The following is a 17,262-nucleotide window of genomic DNA, read 5'->3' as shown; positions in this document are numbered from 1 at the left end:
GCCGTCCGACCCCGCGGAGCACGATGGTGCACATGGCCACCACCGACCCGGCGCGCACTGCGTTCGACGCACCGATCGACCCGGACTACGACGACGTCCCCCGACCGCACGCGCACCACCGCCACGGCTGGTGGTGGAAGACCCTGCTCGTCGGGCTGGCGCTCTGGCTCATCACGATCGTCGTGACCGTGTTCACGCGGAACACGAACCTCGTGCCGACGATCATCCTGCTCGGCAGCTTCCTCGTGCCGTTCACCGTCGTGCTGTTCGTCATCGAGCGGGTCACGGGGACGGTCAGCACGATGCAGCTCATCGTCGCGTTCTTCGTCGGCGGCATCCTCGGCGTGCTCGGGGCATCCGTGCTCGAGGCGAACCTGCACCAGAACGTGTTCCTGTACATCGCCGTCGGGTTCGTCGAGGAGTTCGTCAAGGGCGTGCTCCTGCTCTTCGTCGGATGGCGGGTCCGGCCGAAGACCGCGCGCCAGGGAGCGCTGCTCGGCGCCACCGTCGGTGCCGGGTTCGCCGCGTTCGAGTCCGCTGGGTACGCGTTCAACGCGGCGATCACCCAGCAGGGCATCGACCTGTTCTCGCTGCTCCAGACCGAGGTCATCCGCGCCGTGCTCTCGCCGGTCGGTCACGTGCTCTGGACCGCGATCCTCGGGGCGGTCATCTTCGGCCTCGCCCACGGCAGCCAGCGCATCCGCTGGTCGTGGCTCGTGCTCGTGGCGTACGTCGGCGTGGCCCTGCTGCACGGGTTGTGGGACTCGACGAGCGAGATCGCGGCGCTCATCGCGCTGCTCGTCACCGGCAACGCGCGCATGGAACTCATGTACGGCACGCTCCCGCCCGGGTCCGCCGGTGCGGTGTCGGCGCTGACGAACGTGCTCTACCTGATCGGGATCGCGATCGTGTCGGTCGTCGGCGTCATCGTGCTCGTGACGGTGCTGGTGCACTACCGCCGCCGGTACCCGCGGCCGAACCGACCGGCTGCCGGGCCCGGTCCCGAGGCCGCCTTCGGTGCCGCCCACCAGCAGGGCGGCGCCGTCGACCAGCGTGGCGATGACGACGGGTGGGGGAGCACGCCGCCGCCGCACGTCCTCCGCTGACGCGCCCGACCAGCGACGGCACTGGTCCTACACTGACCGCATGCCGCCCGCGCAAGACGCCGACCCGGACGTGCTCGCCTGGGCCGGCGCTGCCGTCCGCCGGTACGCGGCGGCCACGAACCTGCTCGTCGCCGGACGCCGGTTCCGCGTCGTGGGCCCCGGCCCCGACGCGTCGACACTCCGCGCCGTGCTCACCGCGATGGGCGCCCGACACGCGCCGGAGGGGCCGGTCGACCAGCTCTGGTGCACCGGCGACCCCGCCGAGAGCACCGCGGCCGTCGACGCGCACGGCGCCCCGCCCCGCGGCCGCACGCTCGTCGTGATCGACGCGGGTCGTCACGTCCCCGCGGTCGACGAGGACGCCTTCGGCCCGGTCGTCGTCGCGCGCCCCGGCGTGCTCGCGGTCCCGCACCACGCCGACGGTGTGTTCCTGGTGAGCACCGGACGGGAGCCGGAGCGTGACGCGCTCGCCGCGGAGCGCATCCGGTGGGCCGGCCGGCACATGCCGGTGAGCAGGGCGCTCGCCGCCCAGCTCCGCGCCGACCGCGCGCTCGCCGGGGTCCGCGTCGGCGTCGCGATGGTGCTCGAGCCGAAGACGGCGGTCCTGTCGTTGCTCCTGCAGGACGCGGGTGCCGACGTCGTCGTCTACGCGCACGCGGACGAGACCGACGACGCCGTGGCGGCCGCGCTCCGCGACGCCGGCCTCGTCGTGTTCGCGTCGAGCACGGTCGACCTCGCGGGGCAGCGGCGGCTCGCCCTCGAGATGCTCGACCGCGAGCCGCAGATCCTGCTCGACGACGGCGCCCACGTCATCCGGCTCCTCCACGAGGCCCGGCCCGAACTCCTGCCCGGCATGGTCGGCGCGGCCGAGGAGACCACGAGCGGCCTGCGCCCCCTCCGGACCATGGCGGAACAGGGTGCGCTGCGGCTGCCGGTCGTCGCGGTGAACGACGCGCGCGCCAAGACGCTGTTCGACAACCGGTACGGGACCGGGCAGTCCACGGTCTTCGCGGTGTTCGATCTGCTCGACGCCGTCACCGCGCGCGATGCCGTGGCGCGGCTGCCGGCCGCGGGAGGCACGGCAGCCGTGATCGGGTACGGTCCGGTCGGCGAGGGGGTCGCCCAGGTCCTGACGGCGCTCGGGCTGCGCGTCGTCGTCGCCGAGACCGATCCCGTGCGGGCACTGCAGGCCGTGTTCGCGGGGTACGACGTCGCGCCCGTCAGGACCGCCGTCGCCGGTGCCGACCTCGTGATGTCGGCCACGGGCGTGCGGGACACGGTGTCGCTCGACGTGCTGCGGGCGTGCGCACCCGACGCGGTCGTCGCGGTGGCGGGCGGGATCGACCAGGAGGTCGCGACCGACGATGCTCGCGCCGCCGGCAGCGTCCGCACGACCATCGCTCCTCGCCTCGAACGGATGACCGTGCCGGACACCGAGCGCGCGGTGCTCCTCGTCGACGGGGGCGGGTGCGTGAACGTCACGGCGGCCGAGGGCAACCCGATCGAGATCATGGACCTGTCCTTCGCGGTGCAGCTCGCCGCGGTGCGGATGCTGCTCGAGCACGGTGCGGAGCTGCCCGTCGGCGTGCACCCGATCGACCCCGCCGCGGACGCCCGCATCGCTGCGGCGGCACTGGCCGATCTCGGACTCGCCGTCGACTCGCCTCGCGGACCCGACCCCGACGGGGGCGCGCAGGGGCGGCCCTCCGACGTCCGCACCACGCGGTTCGGAGCCCCACCGTGAGCGCGTCGGTCACCGTGCACTCGGCGCACGTCGTCGTGCCGATGACCGCGCCACCGATCCTGGACGGTGCCGTCGCCGTCCGGGGCGACCGCATCCTCCACGTCGGCGAACGCGCCTGGGTCGTCGACCAGCTCGCCGCCCGTGGCCTGCCGTACACGGAGCGCCGCTGGCGCGGCGCACTCCTGCCCGGTCTCGTCAACGCGCACTCGCACCTCCAGTACACCGGCATGGCCGCGGTCGGCGCCGGCCGGTACCGGGGGTTCGAGGACTGGGCGGCGGCGTTCACCGCCGACTACGGCGGGCGCGAGCACGACTGGAGTGCCGACGCGGCCGAGGGCGCCGCGCAGTCCATCCGGGCCGGCGTCACGAGCATCGCGGACATCATCACCGACCTCGAGGCGGTGTCCGTCCTCGCCGACGCGGGGCTCGGGGGTATCGCGTACTGGGAGGTCATGGACTGGGAGAACGCCGCCTGGCAGGAGCGGGGGCGTGACCAGGTCCTCGGCGAACTCGAGCACATCCCGGAGCACCCGGGTGCCGGTCTGTCGCCGCACGCGCCGTACTCGCTCGACGTGGGTCCGTTGCTCGACCTGCCCGACATCGTGCGTCAGCGGGGACTCCGGTTGCACCTGCACCTGGGCGAGTCGGCGTTCGAGGCGGAACGCCGCGCCCTCGAACCCGTGCCGGGCCTCGCCGGCGTCGTCGGACTCGGCCGGGGCGCCGACTGGCACCAGGCGAACGTGCCGTCGTTCCGGGCGCTCCGCGCACTCGGCTTCGGCGCGAGCGCCACGACGTTCGTCGACCGGCTCGGGGTGCTCGGGCCGGACTGTCACATCGCCCACGGCGTGTACATGACCGCCGCCGATCGGGCGCTGCTCCGCGCGCGCGGGACCGCCGTCGCCCTCTGCCCGCGGTCGAACGCCGTCATCGGACTCGACCCGCCGCCCGTCGCCGACTACCTGCGCGAGGGCAGCGCGATCGCGGTCGGCACGGACTCGCTGTCGTCGTCGCCCTCCCTCGACCTCATGGCGGACGTCGCGGCCCTGCACCGCATCGCGCGGAACCAGGGGTACGGCGCCCGCGACCTGCACGAGCGGTTGCTCGCGGCGGCGACCCTCGGCGGCGCGCACGCGATGGGCCTCGACGTCGGGCCGGACCGCGTCGGCCACCTCGCCGTCGGCGCACGGGCCGACCTCGCGGTGTTCGACGTCGACGCCCGGACCGTCGCGGACGCCCTCGCGGAACTCGCGGAGGACGGCGCCGGCCGGGCGAGGGCCACCGTCATCCGCGGTATGGTCCGCGCCGTCGAAGGGACCGTGCTCACCGCCACCCACGTCCCCGAGAGGACCCCGTGAACGACACCCCGCCCCGCCCCGGCATGGTCGCCCGCCGCACCGTCGCCGGTGACCTCGTCGAGTGGCTCGACGTCCCGCCGCGCGCCCGCGCCCTCGGCATGGAACCGCACCCCGAGGGCGGCTGGTACGTCCGCACCTGGACGTCGCCCGCCGTGGTGACGACGCCCGCGGGGGAGCGACCGGCCGCGACGCTCATCCACTTCCTCCTGCCGCCGGGGGAGGCGTCGGCGTGGCACCGGGTGACCTCGGACGAGATCTGGATGTGGCACGGACCGGACGCCGTCGTCCTCGAACTCGGCGGCAGCGGTGACGCCCCGGAGCCCGGCGCGCGGATCACCCTCGGACCGGACGCCGGCCGCGACCGTGTGAACGACGCGCAGGCGTTCGTCCGCGGGGGCGTGTGGCAGCGGACCCTGCCCGGCGAGGGCGAGGTGCTCGTCAGCTGCCTGGTGTCGCCGGGATTCGCGTTCGAGGACTTCACCCTGGCAACCTGACCGCGGCCGGCCGTCGGCCTGCCGGCCGTCGGCCTGCCGGCCGTCGGCCTGCCGGCCGCCTTTCATCCGCCGAGATCGCACTCGTTGCCGCTTCGAGACCCTCCTGAGCGGCAACGAGTGCGATCTCGGCGGCGGGGAGGGTGCAGCCGGCCCCGCGACGTGGTGGAGTGGTGGGATGAGCACGACCTCATGGCTGGAGATCGACCAGCAGGATGCCCGCCCCGACGCCGCCACCCTGGAACGGTCCCGCGCCGGGCTCGCCTTCCGGCTCCGGGAACCGACCGACCCCGCGATCGAGGCTGTCCTCGCCGCGTTCCGATCGGTGATCGTGCGCGGTTCCGTGTTCGGGGCCGCGTTCGACGTGACGGGTGACGACGAGACGACCGCCTGGTACCTCTGCCGCAACCGGGTGGACGAGTACGGGCTCGTGGAGGCGCTCCTCACGTCGCCCGCGATGGCGGCCGCGCTCCCCGGCATCGACCAGGACGTCCGGTTCGACGCCGACACGTTCGAGGAGCGTGCGGCCGTGGAACTCGACGGCATGATCGCGAGCGCCCTCATCTGGGGCGGGTCGTCGGCCTCGTTCAAGGGTCGCGCCGCCGAGGCGAAGCGCATCGGCCGGGCCTTCAGCGACGCCCTCGTGGGGGATCGGTACGAGGACTTCCGCATCGACGACTCGTTCCAGGCGTGGAGTGGGTGGTTCGACGACGTCGCCTGGGACTTCACGTGGGTCATCACGGACCGGCGGCAGAAGGTCATGACGGTGGTGTTCGTCACGGACGACGACGCCGAGTCCGATCCGCCGAGCGCCGGCTGACGACCGCGGGACGGAACGGCGCGTCATCAACTCGCGCCGGGCCTCCCGGCCCCGTACGATCCGCAGCACACCCCGCTCGCGACCGCCCCGGAGGCAGCCCGTGTCCCCTCGACGCCGACCCCGCACCCCTCGCACACTCGTGGCGGTCGCCGCCGCGGTCGTCGCGCTCACCCTCGCGGCCTGCAGCGCCGGCGGCTCCGGCTCCGGCAGCCGGACCGTGACGGCCGGCAAGCTGACGATCGCCACCGGCCAGCCCGCGTACTCGCCCTGGGTCGAGGGGAACAAGCCGCAGTCCGGCAAGGGGTTCGAGGCGGCCGTCGCGTACGCCGTCGCGCAGGAGATGGGCTACGCGAAGGACGACGTGGTCTGGAAGCGGAGCACCTTCGACAGCGCCATCGCCCCCGGTGCCAAGGACTGGGACGTGAACATCCAGCAGTTCAGCATCACGGCGAAGCGGAAGCAGGCGGTCGACTTCTCGGCGCCGTACTACACGACCACGCAGGCGGTCGTGACGACGTCGGGGTCGAAGGCGGCCGACGCCACGAGCGTCAGCGCGCTCACGGGCCTCAAGGTCGGCGTCGCCACCGGCACCACGAGCTACGACGTCGCGAAGGACGCCCTCGGGCAGCCGCAGGTGTTCAACTCGAACGACGACGCCGTCCTCGCGCTCAAGAGCGGACAGATCGACGCCGTCGTCACCGACCTGCCCACCGCGTTCTACGTCGCGTCCGCGGAACTGAAGAAGGGCAAGGTCGTCGGTCAGTTCCCCGCCTCGTCGGGCACGGGTGACCAGTTCGGCATCGTCCTGCCGAAGGGCTCGGCGCTGACGCCGAAGGTGAGCGGGGCGATCCGCGCGCTCAAGGCCGACGGCACGCTGCAGCACATCACGACCAAGTGGCTGTCGACCGCGGTCGACGTGCCCGTCCTGCACTGATCGGGACGCGGTCCGTGACCACCACCCCGACCACCGTCGTCGCGGCGCCGAGCGAGATCGAGGTCGAGCGGCGGCTGTACCGGCGCCAGCGGGGCCGCCGCTCGGTGGCGGTGAGCATCGTCTCGTCGCTCGTGGTGGTCGCGCTCGTCTGGGTCGGCGTCGTCAACACCCCCGGATGGGCGGCGGTGCAGCAGTCGTTCTTCGACCCGGAGACGGCGGTCTCGGCCTTCCCCGACATCCTGCTCGGGCTGTGGCTCAACGTCCGGATCCTGTTCTTCGCGTCGATCGGCGTCGCCGTGTTCGCGACGCTCCTGGCCGTCGTCCGAGGGCTCCGGAGCCCCGTGGCCTTCCCGCTCCGGCTGCTCGCCACCGGGTACACGGACCTCTTCCGGGGCCTGCCGCTCATCATCGTGCTGTACCTGGTCGGCTACGGCGTGCCGGGGCTCGGTGTCTTCCCGCGGTTCCCCGCCGAGGTCTGGGGCACCATCGCGATCATCCTGACCTACTCGTCGTACGTCGCCGAGGTGCTCCGCGCCGGCATGGAGGCCGTGCACCCGTCCCAGCGCCTGGCCGCGCGGTCGCTCGGCCTGTCGCATGCGCAGACGCTCCGGCTCGTCGTCCTGCCGCAGGGGCTGCGGAAGGTCACCCCGGCGCTCATGAACGACTTCGTGTCGATGCAGAAGGACGTCGGGCTCGTGTCGATCCTCGGCGCGGTGGACGCCGTGCGGGCCGCGAACATCGCACAGGCCGAGTCGTACGACTTCACGCCGTACTTCGTCGCGGGGCTCCTGTTCGTGCTCATCAGCCTGCCGCTCATCCGGCTCACCGACGCGCTCGCGCTGCGCCAGCAGCGGCGTGAGCAGAGCGGTGGTGCGGTGTGACCGCGGACGCGACGAGCGCGCCGGACACCAGCCGCTCCTCCCGGCCCGGTCGGTCCGGTTCGCCGGTCGGTCGGGAGGCCGGGCACCCGTCCGCCGCGGACGCGCCGGTCCTCGAGCTCCGCGGTCTCCGCAAGACCTTCGGGGACACGGCGGTCCTGCGCGGCATCGACCTGGCCGTCGACCGGCACGACGTCGTCGTGGTCATCGGCGCCTCGGGATCCGGTAAGTCGACCCTGCTGCGGACGGTGAACCTGCTCGAGCCGATCGACGACGGCCAGATCCTGCTGCAGGGGCAGGACATCTCCGATCCCCGTGTCGACGTCGACGCCACCCGCGGACGCATCGGTGTCGTGTTCCAGCAGTTCAACCTGTTCCCGCACATGACCGTGCTCGACAACGTCACGATCGCGGCCCGCCGTGTCCACCGGATCCCGCGCGCCGAGGCCGAGACGACCGCGCGCCGGCTGCTCGACCGCATCGGCCTCGGGGCGTTCGCGGGGGCGTACCCGGACCGGCTCTCGGGCGGACAGCAGCAGCGCGTCGCCATCGTGCGCGCGATCGCCACCGACCCCGAGCTGCTCCTGCTCGACGAGGTCACGAGCGCCCTCGACCCGCAGCTCGTCGGCGAGGTGCTCGACCTCGTGCGCGACCTGAAGCAGGGCGGCTCGACGATCCTCATGACGACGCACGAGATGTCGTTCGCCCGCCGGGTCGCCGACCGCGTGGTGTTCCTGCACGAGGGGGCCGTCGCCGAGCAGGGGTCGCCCGACGCCGTGCTCGGGGATCCGCAGCACCCCGCGCTCCGGGCGTTCCTGGCGCGCGTGCAGCGCTGACCCGGTGCGCGGGCCGCCGGATCCCCTCACAGACCCCTCCGCGAGATCGCAGTCGTTGCCGTTCTGGAAGGGTCCGAAACGGCAACGACTGCGATCTCGCCGAAGTGGGGGGGCGGCGGTCAGGCGGCCGGGGCCGGGGCCGGGGCCGCGTCCGGGAGGACCGCCTGCGTCGTGAGCGCCGGCTCCGCCTCCGGGGTGGGCGCCCCGCGGCGGAGCACCCCGCTCGGCAGGAAGAGGGCCAGCACCGCCGCCAGGAGCACCACGCCGGCGCCCACGACCACGGCGGGCTGGGCGGCCGACACGTACCCCGTCGGAGTGAGCTGGCCGCCCGCGCCCGTGAACACCGCGGTGAGGACGGCGATCCCGAGCGCGATCCCGATCTCGCGGAGCGTCGAGTTCGTGCCGGACGCCTTGGCGTGGTCCTCCGGGGGCATGCTCGCCAGGACCGCCGTGGACAGCGGCGCGAACACCAGGCCCATGCCGACACCCGCCAGCAGGAAGCCCGGCAACAGCACGCCGTAGCCGACGTCCGCCGACATCGTCAGTGCGATCTCGAACAGGCCTGCCGACAGGAGCACGAGCCCGCCGACGATGAGCGCACGGGTCCCGACGCGCGGTGCGATGAACCCCGTGAGCGGTGCGATGACCATGGGCGCGAGGGTCCAGGGCATCGTGGCGACCCCGGCCTGCAGCGGGGTGTTCCCCTGCACGATCTGCAGGAACTGGATGAGGATGAACACCGCGCCGAAGGTGCCGAAGCTGAACGCGGTCGCGACGGCGTTCGCGAGCGTGAAGCCCCGGTCCCGGAACAGTCGCAAGGGGAGGAGCGGTGCGCTCGTGCGGGCCTCCCGGACGATGAAGGCGGCGAGGAGCGCGGCGCCGGCGACCAGGGCGCCGACGACCTGCCCACTGCCCCAGCCTGCGTCGTTGCCACGGACGACCCCGAACACGATGCCGAGCACGCCGAGCCCGGCGAGGAGCACACCGATGACGTCGGCGCGGAGTCTCGCGCCGAGTGCGTTCGGGAGCGCGGCGAGCGCGAGCGGGACGGCGATGACGCCGACCGGCACGTTGAGCCAGAAGATCGCCTGCCAGTTCCAGCCCTCGACGACGGCGCCGCCGATGAGCGGGCCGAGCGCGACGCCCAGGCCGGACACGCCGCCCCACACGCCGATCGCGACGGAGCGTGCGCGGTCGGGCACACTGCCGACGAGCAGGGTGAGCGAGAGCGGCATGATCGCGGCAGCACCGGCGCCTTCGAGCGCTCGGGCGGCGATGAGCGAAATGGGGTCCCCGCTCACGGCGCACAGCGCGGAGGCGACCGTGAAGATCGCGATGCCGACCACGAACACGTGTCGACGGCCGAAGCGGTCCCCGATGCCGACGGCGAGCAGCATGAGGGCGGCGAACGCCAGGGTGTAGGCGTTCGTGATCCACTGCAGGTCCTCGACCGAGGCGCCGAGGTCCTCGTGGATGACGGGGAGCGCGCTCGTGACCACGAGGTTGTCGAGCGTGGCCATGAACATCGGGAGCGAGGCGGCGAGGATCGCCAGCCAGACCGGGATGCGACGGGTGGGTGGAGCTGAAGCGGTCATCGTTGCCTCCGCGGATCGGGTGCGGCCGGGAGGCCCGACACCAGTTGTAATCGGATGATCACAAACCGTAGTAATCGATTGATACCATGTCAAGCGTGAGTCCCGCATCGTCCCCGACCGCTGCTGCGTCCGCTGGATCCGCCGCATCCCCCGCGACCCGGATGCCCGCGGCGGAGCGTCGCGTCCTCATCCTCGACATCGCGCGCAGCGTGTTCGGGCGACGCGGGTACCACGGCACGACGACCGACCAGATCGCCAGCGCCGCGAGCATCAGCCAGCCCTACGTCGTGCGGATGTTCGGTACGAAGGAGAAGCTGTTCCTCGAGGTCCTCGCCGACACGCTCGACACCCTCATGGCGGCGTTCCGGACCGCCCTCGACGGCGCGGTCGCCCGCGGCGAGGACGAGCAGGGCACGGCACGGGCGGTGGGCAACGCGTACCTCGACCTCGCTGCCACGCGCGGGTTCCACACGCTGCTGCTCCAGGCGTTCGTGTCGGGAGCCGATCCCGCGATCGGCGCCGCGGCACGAGCCGGGTTCCTCGAGATCTACCGGTTCCTCGTGCACGACGCGGGGTTCACGCCCGAGCGCGTGCACGAGTTCCTCGGCAGCGGCATGCTGTTCAGCGTCCTGCTCGGGATCGAGATGCCCGGCCTGTACGACACGGACGACGACGCCGCGGCGCTCATGCAGGCGAGCTTCGGCGACAAGTGCGCCGCCATCGTGGACGCCGCGCGCAGCCAGACGGACTGACCCGGCCCGGCCGGCCCGGCCGGCCCGGCCCTCCTCCGCGAGATCGCAGTCGTTGCCGTTCTGACCAGACTCAGAGCGGCAACGACTGCGATCTCACCGGATGGCGGGGGTGGCCGGACGGGTCAGGGGGCCAGCAGGACCTTGCCGATCGTGGCGCCCTCCGCGACCAGGCGGTGCGCGTCGGCGGCCTGCGCCATGGGCAGCACGGTGTCGACGACGGGCGCGACCCGACCACGCTCGACGAACGGCCAGACCTCGCGACGGACCGCGGCGACGATCTCGGCCTTCTCCTCGGCCGGACGAGCACGGAGCGTCGTCGCGGTGACGCTGGCGCGCTTCCGCATGAGGAGCCCGAGGTCGAGTGGGGCGTCCGGGGCCGAGCCCGTGCTGCCGATGACGACGAGATGGCCGTTCACCGCGAGCGCTTCGAGGTTCCGCTGCAGGTAGGTCGGCCCGACGATGTCGAGCACGACGTCGACCCCGGCGCCGTCGGTCTGCTCCTGCACGACGGTGACGAAGTCCTCGTCGCGGTGGTTGATGACGACGTCGGCGCCGAACCGCCGGGCTGCCTCGAGCTTCGGCGTGCTGCCCGCGGTCGCGAACACGCGGGCGCCGAGGGCGTGCGCCCACTGGATGGCGTGTGACCCCATGCCGCTGCCGCCGCCGTGCACGAGGAGCGATTGCCCCGGGCGCAGTCCCGCGACCATCCCGACGTTCGAGTACACCGTGCACGCGGCTTCGGGCAGACCCGCGGCCGCGACGAGGTCGAGGTCGTCGGGGACCGGGAGCACTTGCGCGGCGGGGACGGCCACGAGCTCGGCGTACCCACCGCCGCTCAGCAGCGCGCAGACCCGGTCGCCCACGTGCCAGTCGCTGACGCCCTCGCCGACCGCGGCGATCGTGCCGGAGCACTCGAGCCCCAGGATCGGCGAGGCACCCTGCGGCACCGGGTAGTGCCCCCGTCGCTGGAGCAGATCCGCGTTGTTGATGCCGGCGGCGGCGACGGCGATCAGGACCTCACCCGGACCGGCGACGGCGTCGGGGACGTCGGACCAGACGAGGACGGCCTCGTCGCCGGGAGCGTCGAACGTGATGGCGTGCATGCGGTCGACGCTACGCCGGGCTCCTCAGCCCTCCGTGCCGGTGTCGTCCCGGGGCGCGGCCACCCGTTTCGACTGGGTCGAGCCGCGCTGCCGGAGCCACACGGTGGCCACGATCATGACCGAGATCACCATGAACTCCGATTGCCAGTTCTGCATCGACTCGAACCAGAACTGGCTCGTGGCGAGGTAGCCCCACCCGGAGACGACGGCACCGCCGTGCTCGCGTTGGTCCTCGTTGTAGGCCGCAGCGCCGCCGAGGACGTGCCCCACGACGCTGCCGACGAACAGCAGCGCGAAGAGGATGAGCAGCGAGTTCTCGTAGAACACGAGTACCAGGCCCCCGCGCCGGACCGGCCAGGGGACACGGGCGTCGTCCCGGTGCTCCCGCGGGTCGTCGTCCTGCTCGGCCGTCTCGTCCAGGGGCTTCGACTCGCTCGACCCCCGCTGGAACAGGAACGACGTCAGCACGACGTACGACCCCATCTGGAGGAACTCGCTCTCCCAGTTCTCGAACGTCGCCTCGACGAAGTCCCCGCTCCGCAGGAACGCGCCGAGGGACTCCGCCGCCTGGCCGTGCTCGAGTGCATCGGCGTTCGCGACGTGCCAGCCACTGAACACCATGCCCGCGAAGAAGACGAGGAACGCGATCAGGTTGACGAGCAGCAGCCCGTTCCGTCGCGCCCACGTCCACTCCTGCGGCCGGTCACGCAGGAAGGCGCTCATGTCGTCCGCCGGGTTCCCGCGCGCCGACCGCGGAGCACGATCACGCCGCGGGTGCCTGCGCGGCGTCGAGGCGCTCGATCTGCTCGGGCCGCAGCTTGACGTCGGCCGCCCGCACGGAATCGAGGATCGACTGCGGTCGTGACGCACCCGGGATCGGGATGACGACGTCGCTCTTCTGCAGCTCCCACGCCAGCGCGATCACCTGCGGGGAGACCTCGTGCTCGCGCGCGACGATCGAAAAGGCCTCGTGGATGGCCCCGAGGTCACCGGCCGACGTGATGCCGCCGAGCGGAGCCCACGGCAGGAACGTGATGCCGAGCTCGTCGCACAGGACGAGTTCGACCTCGCTCGTGCGGAACGCCGGCGAGTACTGGTTCTGCACGGACACGAGCCGCCCGTCGAGGATCTCGTTCGCCTGTCGGATCTGGTCGACGTCGGCGTTCGAGATGCCCGCCATGCGGATGACGCCCTCGTCGAGCAGGTCGACCAGGGCACCGATCGAGTCGGCGTAGGGCACGGCCGGGTCGGGCCGGTGGAACTGGTAGAGGTCGATGGCCTCGACGCCGAGGCGCTTCGCCGATGCCTTGGCGGCCTCCTTGAGGTAGGCCGGGTCGCCGTTCTGGGTCCACCGCTCGTCCGGCCCGGGGCGCAGGTGTCCGCCCTTCGTGGCGATGACGACGTGCGACGTGTCCCCGCCGTACTCCGCGATGGCCTTGGCGATGAGCGATTCGTTGTGCCCGACCTCGTCGTGGCCGCCCAGGTGGTAGGCGTCCGCCGTGTCGATGAGGGTCACCCCGGCCTCGAGCGCGGCGTGGATGGTCGCGATCGCGCGGCGTTCGTCCGGTCGCCCCTCGATGGACATGGGCATGCCGCCCAGACCGATGGCGCTGACGTCGGTGTCTCCGATGGTCCGTTGTTTCATGGCTCCAGCATGCGCCGCACGCACCGAGCCGGTTCCCCGCGAGGCCTCCCTGTGGATGTCGACAGCTTCCCGGCCCCGGTGGAGGGATCAGCGGTCAGCGGGAACGCGGCCGGCGACGAGCAGACCTTCAGCGCCCCGCGGCGTACGCCTGCTCGCCCCGCGGGTTCGCGGCGGCCGACAGGACACCGGTCCGCGGGTCGCGGCCGACGCTCGAGAGGCGACCGAGGGTCCAACCGCCGGCGCGCGTGACGACGTGTCCCCGGGCCTCCAGGCCGGCGATGACGTCGTCCCCGATCCGGTCCTCGACGACGATCCCCGCGGGCTCCCACGTGCGCGGCCAGAACGACCCCGGGAACGAGGTCGTGTGCAGCGCCGGGGCGTCGATCGCCTGCTGCGGCGACCAGCCGCCGACGATCGTCCGGAGCAGGTAGAGCAGCTGCCACTGGTCCTGCTGGTCACCGCCGGGGGAGCCGAGCGCGACGACGGGCTCGCCGTCGCGGAGCACGAGCGTCGGGGTGAGCGTCGTGCGCGGACGCAGCCCGGGGCGGAGCGTCGAGGCGGTGCCCTCCTCGAGCCAGGTCATCTGCAACCGCGTGCCGAGGCAGAAGCCGAGCTCGGGGATCGTCGGCGAGGACTGGAGCCATCCGCCGGACGGGGTGGCCGACACGATGTTGCCCCAGCGGTCGACGACGTCGATGTGGCACGTGTCGCCGCGCGTCTGGCCGTCGGGGCCGACGTGCGGTTCCGCGCCGGCGAACGAGTCGACGGTGGGTTCCCCGACGCCCTCGGGGCGCTCGTCGAGCGCCGGCGGCAGGTACTCGGTGCGGAGCGGGGGCATGACGCCGGCCGGCACGCCGGCGTCGCCCGGGCGGATCTCGGCGGAGGCCCGGTCACCGATGAGCGCGCGTCGCTCGGCTGCGTAGGCCGCGGACAGGAGCCGCTCGAGCGGCACGTCGTGGTCGCCGTAGTACGCCTCGCGGTCGGCGAGGGCGAGCTTCTGCGCCTCGACGATGGTGTGCGCGCCCTCCACCGTCGACGGGTCGAGCAGGGCGTCGTCGAGCGGTTCGAGGATGGCGAGGGTCTGCAGCAGTGCGGGCCCCTGCCCCCAGGCGCCGGTCTTCGCGATGGTGTGGCCGCGGAACTCGAGCGTCACCGCGGGCTCGTACGTGGCCCGGAACCCGGCCATGTCCGCAGCCGTGATGACGCCCGCGTGGTCGGTGCCCGACGAGTGCCGGTGCGGCGTCCGGACGAACCGCTCGACGGCCTCGGCGACGAACCCCGACGCCCAGGCGTCCCGGGCCGCGTCAATCCGTGCCGACCGGTCCGCCGAGCCCTCTCCGGCGGCGACGAGCCGCGCGAGCACGTCTGCGTACGCGGTGTTCCGGACGACCTCGCCGGCGACGGGGATCCGGCCCTCGGGCATCCAGCGCTCGGCGGAGGACGGCCAGTGCTCCGTGAACAGGTCGGCGACGCGGCCGATCGTGTCCGCGACGCGAGCGGCGACCGGGTGGCCGTCGCGCGCGTACCCGATGGCGTAGGCCAGGACGTCGGCGAGGTCCCACGTGCCGTGGTCCCGGAGGAGCAGCAGCCACGCGTCGACGGCGGCGGGCACGGCGGCCGCGAGGGCGCCCGACCCCGGCACGAGTTCCAGACCCTCGCCGCGGTAGTGCTCGACGGTCGCACCGGCGGGAGCCGGGCCCTGCCCCATGAGCACGACGGGCGTGGGGTCCGCCGCGGTGGCGAACACCGCGGTCATGTCGCCGCCCGGGCCGTTGAGGTGCGGCTCGACGACGTGGAGCACGAAGGCCCCGGCGACGGCCGCGTCGAACGCGTTGCCCCCGCGCTCGAGTACCGACTGCGCCGAGGCCGTGGCCAGCCAGTGCGTCGAGGCGCTCATGCCGTGCGTGCCCTGCAGGTCGGGGCGGGTCATGGTCGTGGGTGGGGTCGTGTAGGTCACGAGGTCCTTCCTGGTCATGCGGGCCGCTCGGTCGGTTCGAACCGTGCCGCGTTCGTGTCGGCGACGATGCCGGTGTCCCCGCCCGAGCGCGCCTCGTGCAGCCGCGACCCCGTGCGTACTCCGTGCAGCTGGTGCGGACCGGGGCCGGAGCGGGCGGCGCCGTCCCCGGGGTTGACGAGGGCGCAGCGAGTCAGCGACAGACAGCCGCACCCGATGCAGCCGTCGAGGTCGTCGCGGAGGGCCTCGAGCTCGCGGATCCGGGTGTCGACCGCGTCGGCCCATCGTCGTGAGAGCGCCGTCCACTCCGCCGGGTTCGGGGCACGGTCTGCGGGCAGGGCGTCGAACGCCTCGCGGATCTCGGCGAGGGACAGACCGGCTCGCTGCCCGGCGGCGAGGACCGCGAGCCGACGGAGCGTGTGGCGCGGGAACAGTCGCTGGTTGCCGGCCGTCCGTTCCGCCGTCACGAGACCGCGTTCCTCGTAGTACCGGATGGCCGACGGGGCGATCCCCGACCGGCGCGACAGCTCGCCGATGGTCAGCAGGTCGGTCGCGGTCGGCACGCGTTCATCGTCGCACCGATCCGGCCCCTCGCGGTCCTGGGGGTTGTCAGGTCCCGCTCCCGCCGGGCCACGGAGAGTCACCGGCCGGGGTCGTGCCGCCGAGGTCGCCGAGTGCCGACGCGGACAGGACCCCGCCGCCGACGACGCATCCGATGGCCACCACGAAGCCGATCGCGGCGATCCACCACGAGCTCCGCCGGCGGATCCAGGCCCACACCGCCAGGACGAGCGCCGCGACCCCGACGACGAACGCACCGCCGGCCGCGAGCGCGCCGCCGCCGACGAGCGCTCCGGTCGAGCACCCGCTCGCGGGGTGGCATCGCGGTGCCGATGCCAGGACCGCGACGAGCGCGATCACGGCGGTCACGATGGTCATGACGCCGGTCGCGGCCAGCAACAGGACCGTCACCACCCGGTCGGCGATGCGCCCGACCGGTGGGATGAGCGAGGTGCCGCCCTGCTCCCACGCGATCCGGGCCTCCCGTTCGGCCTGCGTCTCCATGTGCGGCCGGGAGGCCCGGCTGCCGTCCGGCGCGCCGCCGTCCGTCCCCCCGGTCATCGGGGTTCCACCCCGAAGGCCTGCGCGAGGCGTTCGATCTTCTGTGCGCGCCCGAGCCGGGGCAGGTCGCTGCCGTCCCGGACCACGCGGTCGCGCGCCTCGAAGTCGTCGAGGAAGTCGCGGGCCCAGGCGACGTCGGCCGGCGTGGGCGAGATGACCTCGTTGATCACGGGCAGCTGGTCGGTGTCGAGGCACAGCTTGCCGGTGAGGCCGAGCGCCACCGCGACCTGCGCCTGCTCCCGGAGGATCGGGTGACTCGTGCCGACCGTCGGGCCGTCGATGGGGCCGGGCAGGTCCCCGACGCGTGACGCGACCACGAGCCGGGATCGCGGGTAGGCCATGGCCAGGGTGTCGGCGGAGGTACCGGTGTCGCGGCGGTAGTCACCGCTCCCGAACGCCAGGCGGAACGCGCCCTTCGCGCGGGCGATCGCCGTGGACTCCTCGATCCCGAGGGCCGACTCGACGAGCGCGACCACGGGGTGGGTGCCCCCGAGGCGGTGCCAGGTGTCGGTGACCTGTTCCGCGGCCTCCGTCTTGGCGAGGACCACGCCCCGCAATCCGGGCAGGCCGCGGAGCGCCTCGACGTCGTCCGCCCAGAACGGCGTCGTGACGTCGTTGATGCGCACCCATGCCGATCCGCCGCCCGCGAGCCACGCGGCGACGGTGGCGCGGGCCTCCGGCTTGCGCTTCGGGTCGACTGCGTCCTCGATGTCGAGCACGACCTGATCGGCCCGGGACCGCGCGGCGCGGTCGAAGCCGTGCTCGGCGGTCGCGGCGACCAGGAGCCAGGACCGGCTGATCTCGGCCGGGACGGCACGGCGTTCGGAGGTGGAGGTGCGCGGACGGTCGTCGATGGCCATGCGTCGTTGGTACCACACCCACCCCCGCGCGCCAGGGGCCGCGGAGGGCTGCGTGTGGAGGTCCGCG

16 protein-coding genes and 1 pseudogene are annotated in these 17,262 nt (G+C 73.2%); 9 read left to right on the top strand and 8 right to left on the bottom strand.

The window, feature by feature from the left end; all coding sequences use genetic code 11:
* Positions 1 to 32 precede the first annotated feature (32 nt).
* From DEI93_RS13835 to DEI93_RS13800, 8 genes are all read left to right on the top strand, one after another.
* Positions 33 to 1,106, top strand: a complete 1,074-nt coding sequence (locus DEI93_RS13835; RefSeq protein WP_111119911.1) for a PrsW family intramembrane metalloprotease — start codon at positions 33 to 35, stop codon at positions 1,104 to 1,106.
* Between the two features lie 40 nt (positions 1,107 to 1,146).
* Positions 1,147 to 2,850 (top strand): adenosylhomocysteinase, encoded by a 1,704-nt coding sequence (locus DEI93_RS13830; protein WP_111119957.1) that lies wholly within the window; start codon positions 1,147 to 1,149, stop codon positions 2,848 to 2,850.
* The gene (locus DEI93_RS13825) at positions 2,847 to 4,205 is read left to right on the top strand and encodes an amidohydrolase family protein (RefSeq protein ID WP_349815065.1); all 1,359 of its coding nucleotides are present in this window, start codon (positions 2,847 to 2,849) and stop codon (positions 4,203 to 4,205) included. The genes DEI93_RS13830 and DEI93_RS13825 overlap by 4 nt, the downstream gene beginning before the upstream one ends.
* Positions 4,202 to 4,699, top strand: a complete 498-nt coding sequence (locus DEI93_RS13820) for a cupin domain-containing protein (RefSeq protein WP_258368599.1) — start codon at positions 4,202 to 4,204, stop codon at positions 4,697 to 4,699. Before DEI93_RS13825 ends, DEI93_RS13820 begins: the two co-directional genes overlap by 4 nt.
* A 175-nt stretch (positions 4,700 to 4,874) precedes the next feature.
* A complete protein-coding gene (locus DEI93_RS13815; protein ID WP_111119912.1) occupies positions 4,875 to 5,516 on the top strand; it encodes a hypothetical protein in 642 nt (213 codons plus the stop codon).
* A 100-nt stretch (positions 5,517 to 5,616) separates the two neighbouring features.
* Positions 5,617 to 6,450 (top strand): ABC transporter substrate-binding protein, encoded by an 834-nt coding sequence (locus DEI93_RS13810; RefSeq protein ID WP_111119913.1) that lies wholly within the window; start codon positions 5,617 to 5,619, stop codon positions 6,448 to 6,450.
* A 14-nt stretch (positions 6,451 to 6,464) separates the two neighbouring features.
* Complete coding sequence (locus tag DEI93_RS13805) at positions 6,465 to 7,331, top strand: amino acid ABC transporter permease (protein ID WP_111013209.1); 867 nt, start codon at positions 6,465 to 6,467, stop codon at positions 7,329 to 7,331.
* Positions 7,332 to 7,486: 155 nt separating this feature from the next.
* Positions 7,487 to 8,164 (top strand): amino acid ABC transporter ATP-binding protein, encoded by a 678-nt coding sequence (locus DEI93_RS13800; RefSeq protein ID WP_258368615.1) that lies wholly within the window; start codon positions 7,487 to 7,489, stop codon positions 8,162 to 8,164.
* A 119-nt stretch (positions 8,165 to 8,283) separates the two neighbouring features.
* Here DEI93_RS13800 and DEI93_RS13795 read toward each other — a convergent pair whose 3' ends face one another.
* Positions 8,284 to 9,759 (bottom strand): MFS transporter, encoded by a 1,476-nt coding sequence (locus tag DEI93_RS13795; protein ID WP_111119915.1) that lies wholly within the window; start codon positions 9,757 to 9,759, stop codon positions 8,284 to 8,286.
* Positions 9,760 to 9,854: 95 nt separating this feature from the next.
* On the opposite strand from DEI93_RS13795, the gene DEI93_RS13790 reads away from it, so the two are divergent.
* Entirely contained in the window at positions 9,855 to 10,511 is a 657-nt protein-coding gene (locus tag DEI93_RS13790) for a TetR/AcrR family transcriptional regulator (protein ID WP_181436054.1), read from the top strand.
* 122 nt (positions 10,512 to 10,633) lie between these two features.
* Here the strand turns inward: DEI93_RS13790 and DEI93_RS13785 are convergent, their stop codons facing one another.
* The 7 genes and pseudogenes from DEI93_RS13785 to DEI93_RS13755 all read right to left on the bottom strand — a co-directional run bounded on the left by DEI93_RS13785 (position 10,634) and on the right by DEI93_RS13755 (position 17,195).
* Complete coding sequence (locus tag DEI93_RS13785; protein WP_111119917.1) at positions 10,634 to 11,614, bottom strand: NAD(P)H-quinone oxidoreductase; 981 nt, start codon at positions 11,612 to 11,614, stop codon at positions 10,634 to 10,636.
* 24 nt (positions 11,615 to 11,638) lie between these two features.
* Positions 11,639 to 12,337, bottom strand: coding sequence for a DUF6766 family protein (locus DEI93_RS13780; protein WP_111119918.1), 699 nt, complete (start codon positions 12,335 to 12,337; stop codon positions 11,639 to 11,641).
* A 40-nt stretch (positions 12,338 to 12,377) separates the two neighbouring features.
* Complete coding sequence (locus DEI93_RS13775) at positions 12,378 to 13,259, bottom strand: aldo/keto reductase (RefSeq protein WP_111119919.1); 882 nt, start codon at positions 13,257 to 13,259, stop codon at positions 12,378 to 12,380.
* A 127-nt stretch (positions 13,260 to 13,386) separates the two neighbouring features.
* A complete protein-coding gene (locus tag DEI93_RS13770; RefSeq protein WP_258372253.1) occupies positions 13,387 to 15,234 on the bottom strand; it encodes a gamma-glutamyltransferase family protein in 1,848 nt (615 codons plus the stop codon).
* The gene (gene soxR / locus DEI93_RS13765; protein ID WP_111010444.1) at positions 15,231 to 15,776 is read right to left on the bottom strand and encodes a redox-sensitive transcriptional activator SoxR; all 546 of its coding nucleotides are present in this window, start codon (positions 15,774 to 15,776) and stop codon (positions 15,231 to 15,233) included. The genes DEI93_RS13770 and soxR overlap by 4 nt, the downstream gene beginning before the upstream one ends.
* Positions 15,777 to 15,822: 46 nt before the next feature.
* A pseudogene (locus DEI93_RS13760) lies at positions 15,823 to 16,356 on the bottom strand (DUF6264 family protein); the annotation flags it as partial.
* Positions 16,332 to 17,195: an HpcH/HpaI aldolase/citrate lyase family protein gene (locus DEI93_RS13755; protein ID WP_111036696.1), complete on the bottom strand. Its 864-nt coding sequence runs from the start codon at positions 17,193 to 17,195 to the stop codon at positions 16,332 to 16,334. The gene DEI93_RS13755 and the pseudogene DEI93_RS13760, both read right to left, overlap by 25 nt.
* Positions 17,196 to 17,262: the final 67 nt, after the last annotated feature.

This window comes from Curtobacterium sp. MCBD17_035, from assembly GCF_003234815.2.
Lineage (GTDB): Bacteria > Actinomycetota > Actinomycetes > Actinomycetales > Microbacteriaceae > Curtobacterium.
Note: the sequence above shows the minus strand (reverse complement) of the source record. Positions and strands in the feature narration are given on the sequence as shown.

Coding starts and splice junctions, on each gene's coding strand:
- DEI93_RS13835 (WP_111119911.1), top strand. CDS start 33: ATGGCCACCACCGACCCGGCGCGCACTGCGTTCGACGCACCGATCGAC.
- DEI93_RS13830 (WP_111119957.1), top strand. CDS start 1,147: ATGCCGCCCGCGCAAGACGCCGACCCGGACGTGCTCGCCTGGGCCGGC.
- DEI93_RS13815 (WP_111119912.1), top strand. CDS start 4,875: ATGAGCACGACCTCATGGCTGGAGATCGACCAGCAGGATGCCCGCCCC.
- DEI93_RS13795 (WP_111119915.1), bottom strand. CDS start 9,759: ATGACCGCTTCAGCTCCACCCACCCGTCGCATCCCGGTCTGGCTGGCG.
- DEI93_RS13785 (WP_111119917.1), bottom strand. CDS start 11,614: ATGCACGCCATCACGTTCGACGCTCCCGGCGACGAGGCCGTCCTCGTC.
- DEI93_RS13780 (WP_111119918.1), bottom strand. CDS start 12,337: ATGAGCGCCTTCCTGCGTGACCGGCCGCAGGAGTGGACGTGGGCGCGA.
- DEI93_RS13775 (WP_111119919.1), bottom strand. CDS start 13,259: ATGAAACAACGGACCATCGGAGACACCGACGTCAGCGCCATCGGTCTG.
- DEI93_RS13770 (WP_258372253.1), bottom strand. CDS start 15,234: ATGACCAGGAAGGACCTCGTGACCTACACGACCCCACCCACGACCATG.
- DEI93_RS13755 (WP_111036696.1), bottom strand. CDS start 17,195: ATGGCCATCGACGACCGTCCGCGCACCTCCACCTCCGAACGCCGTGCC.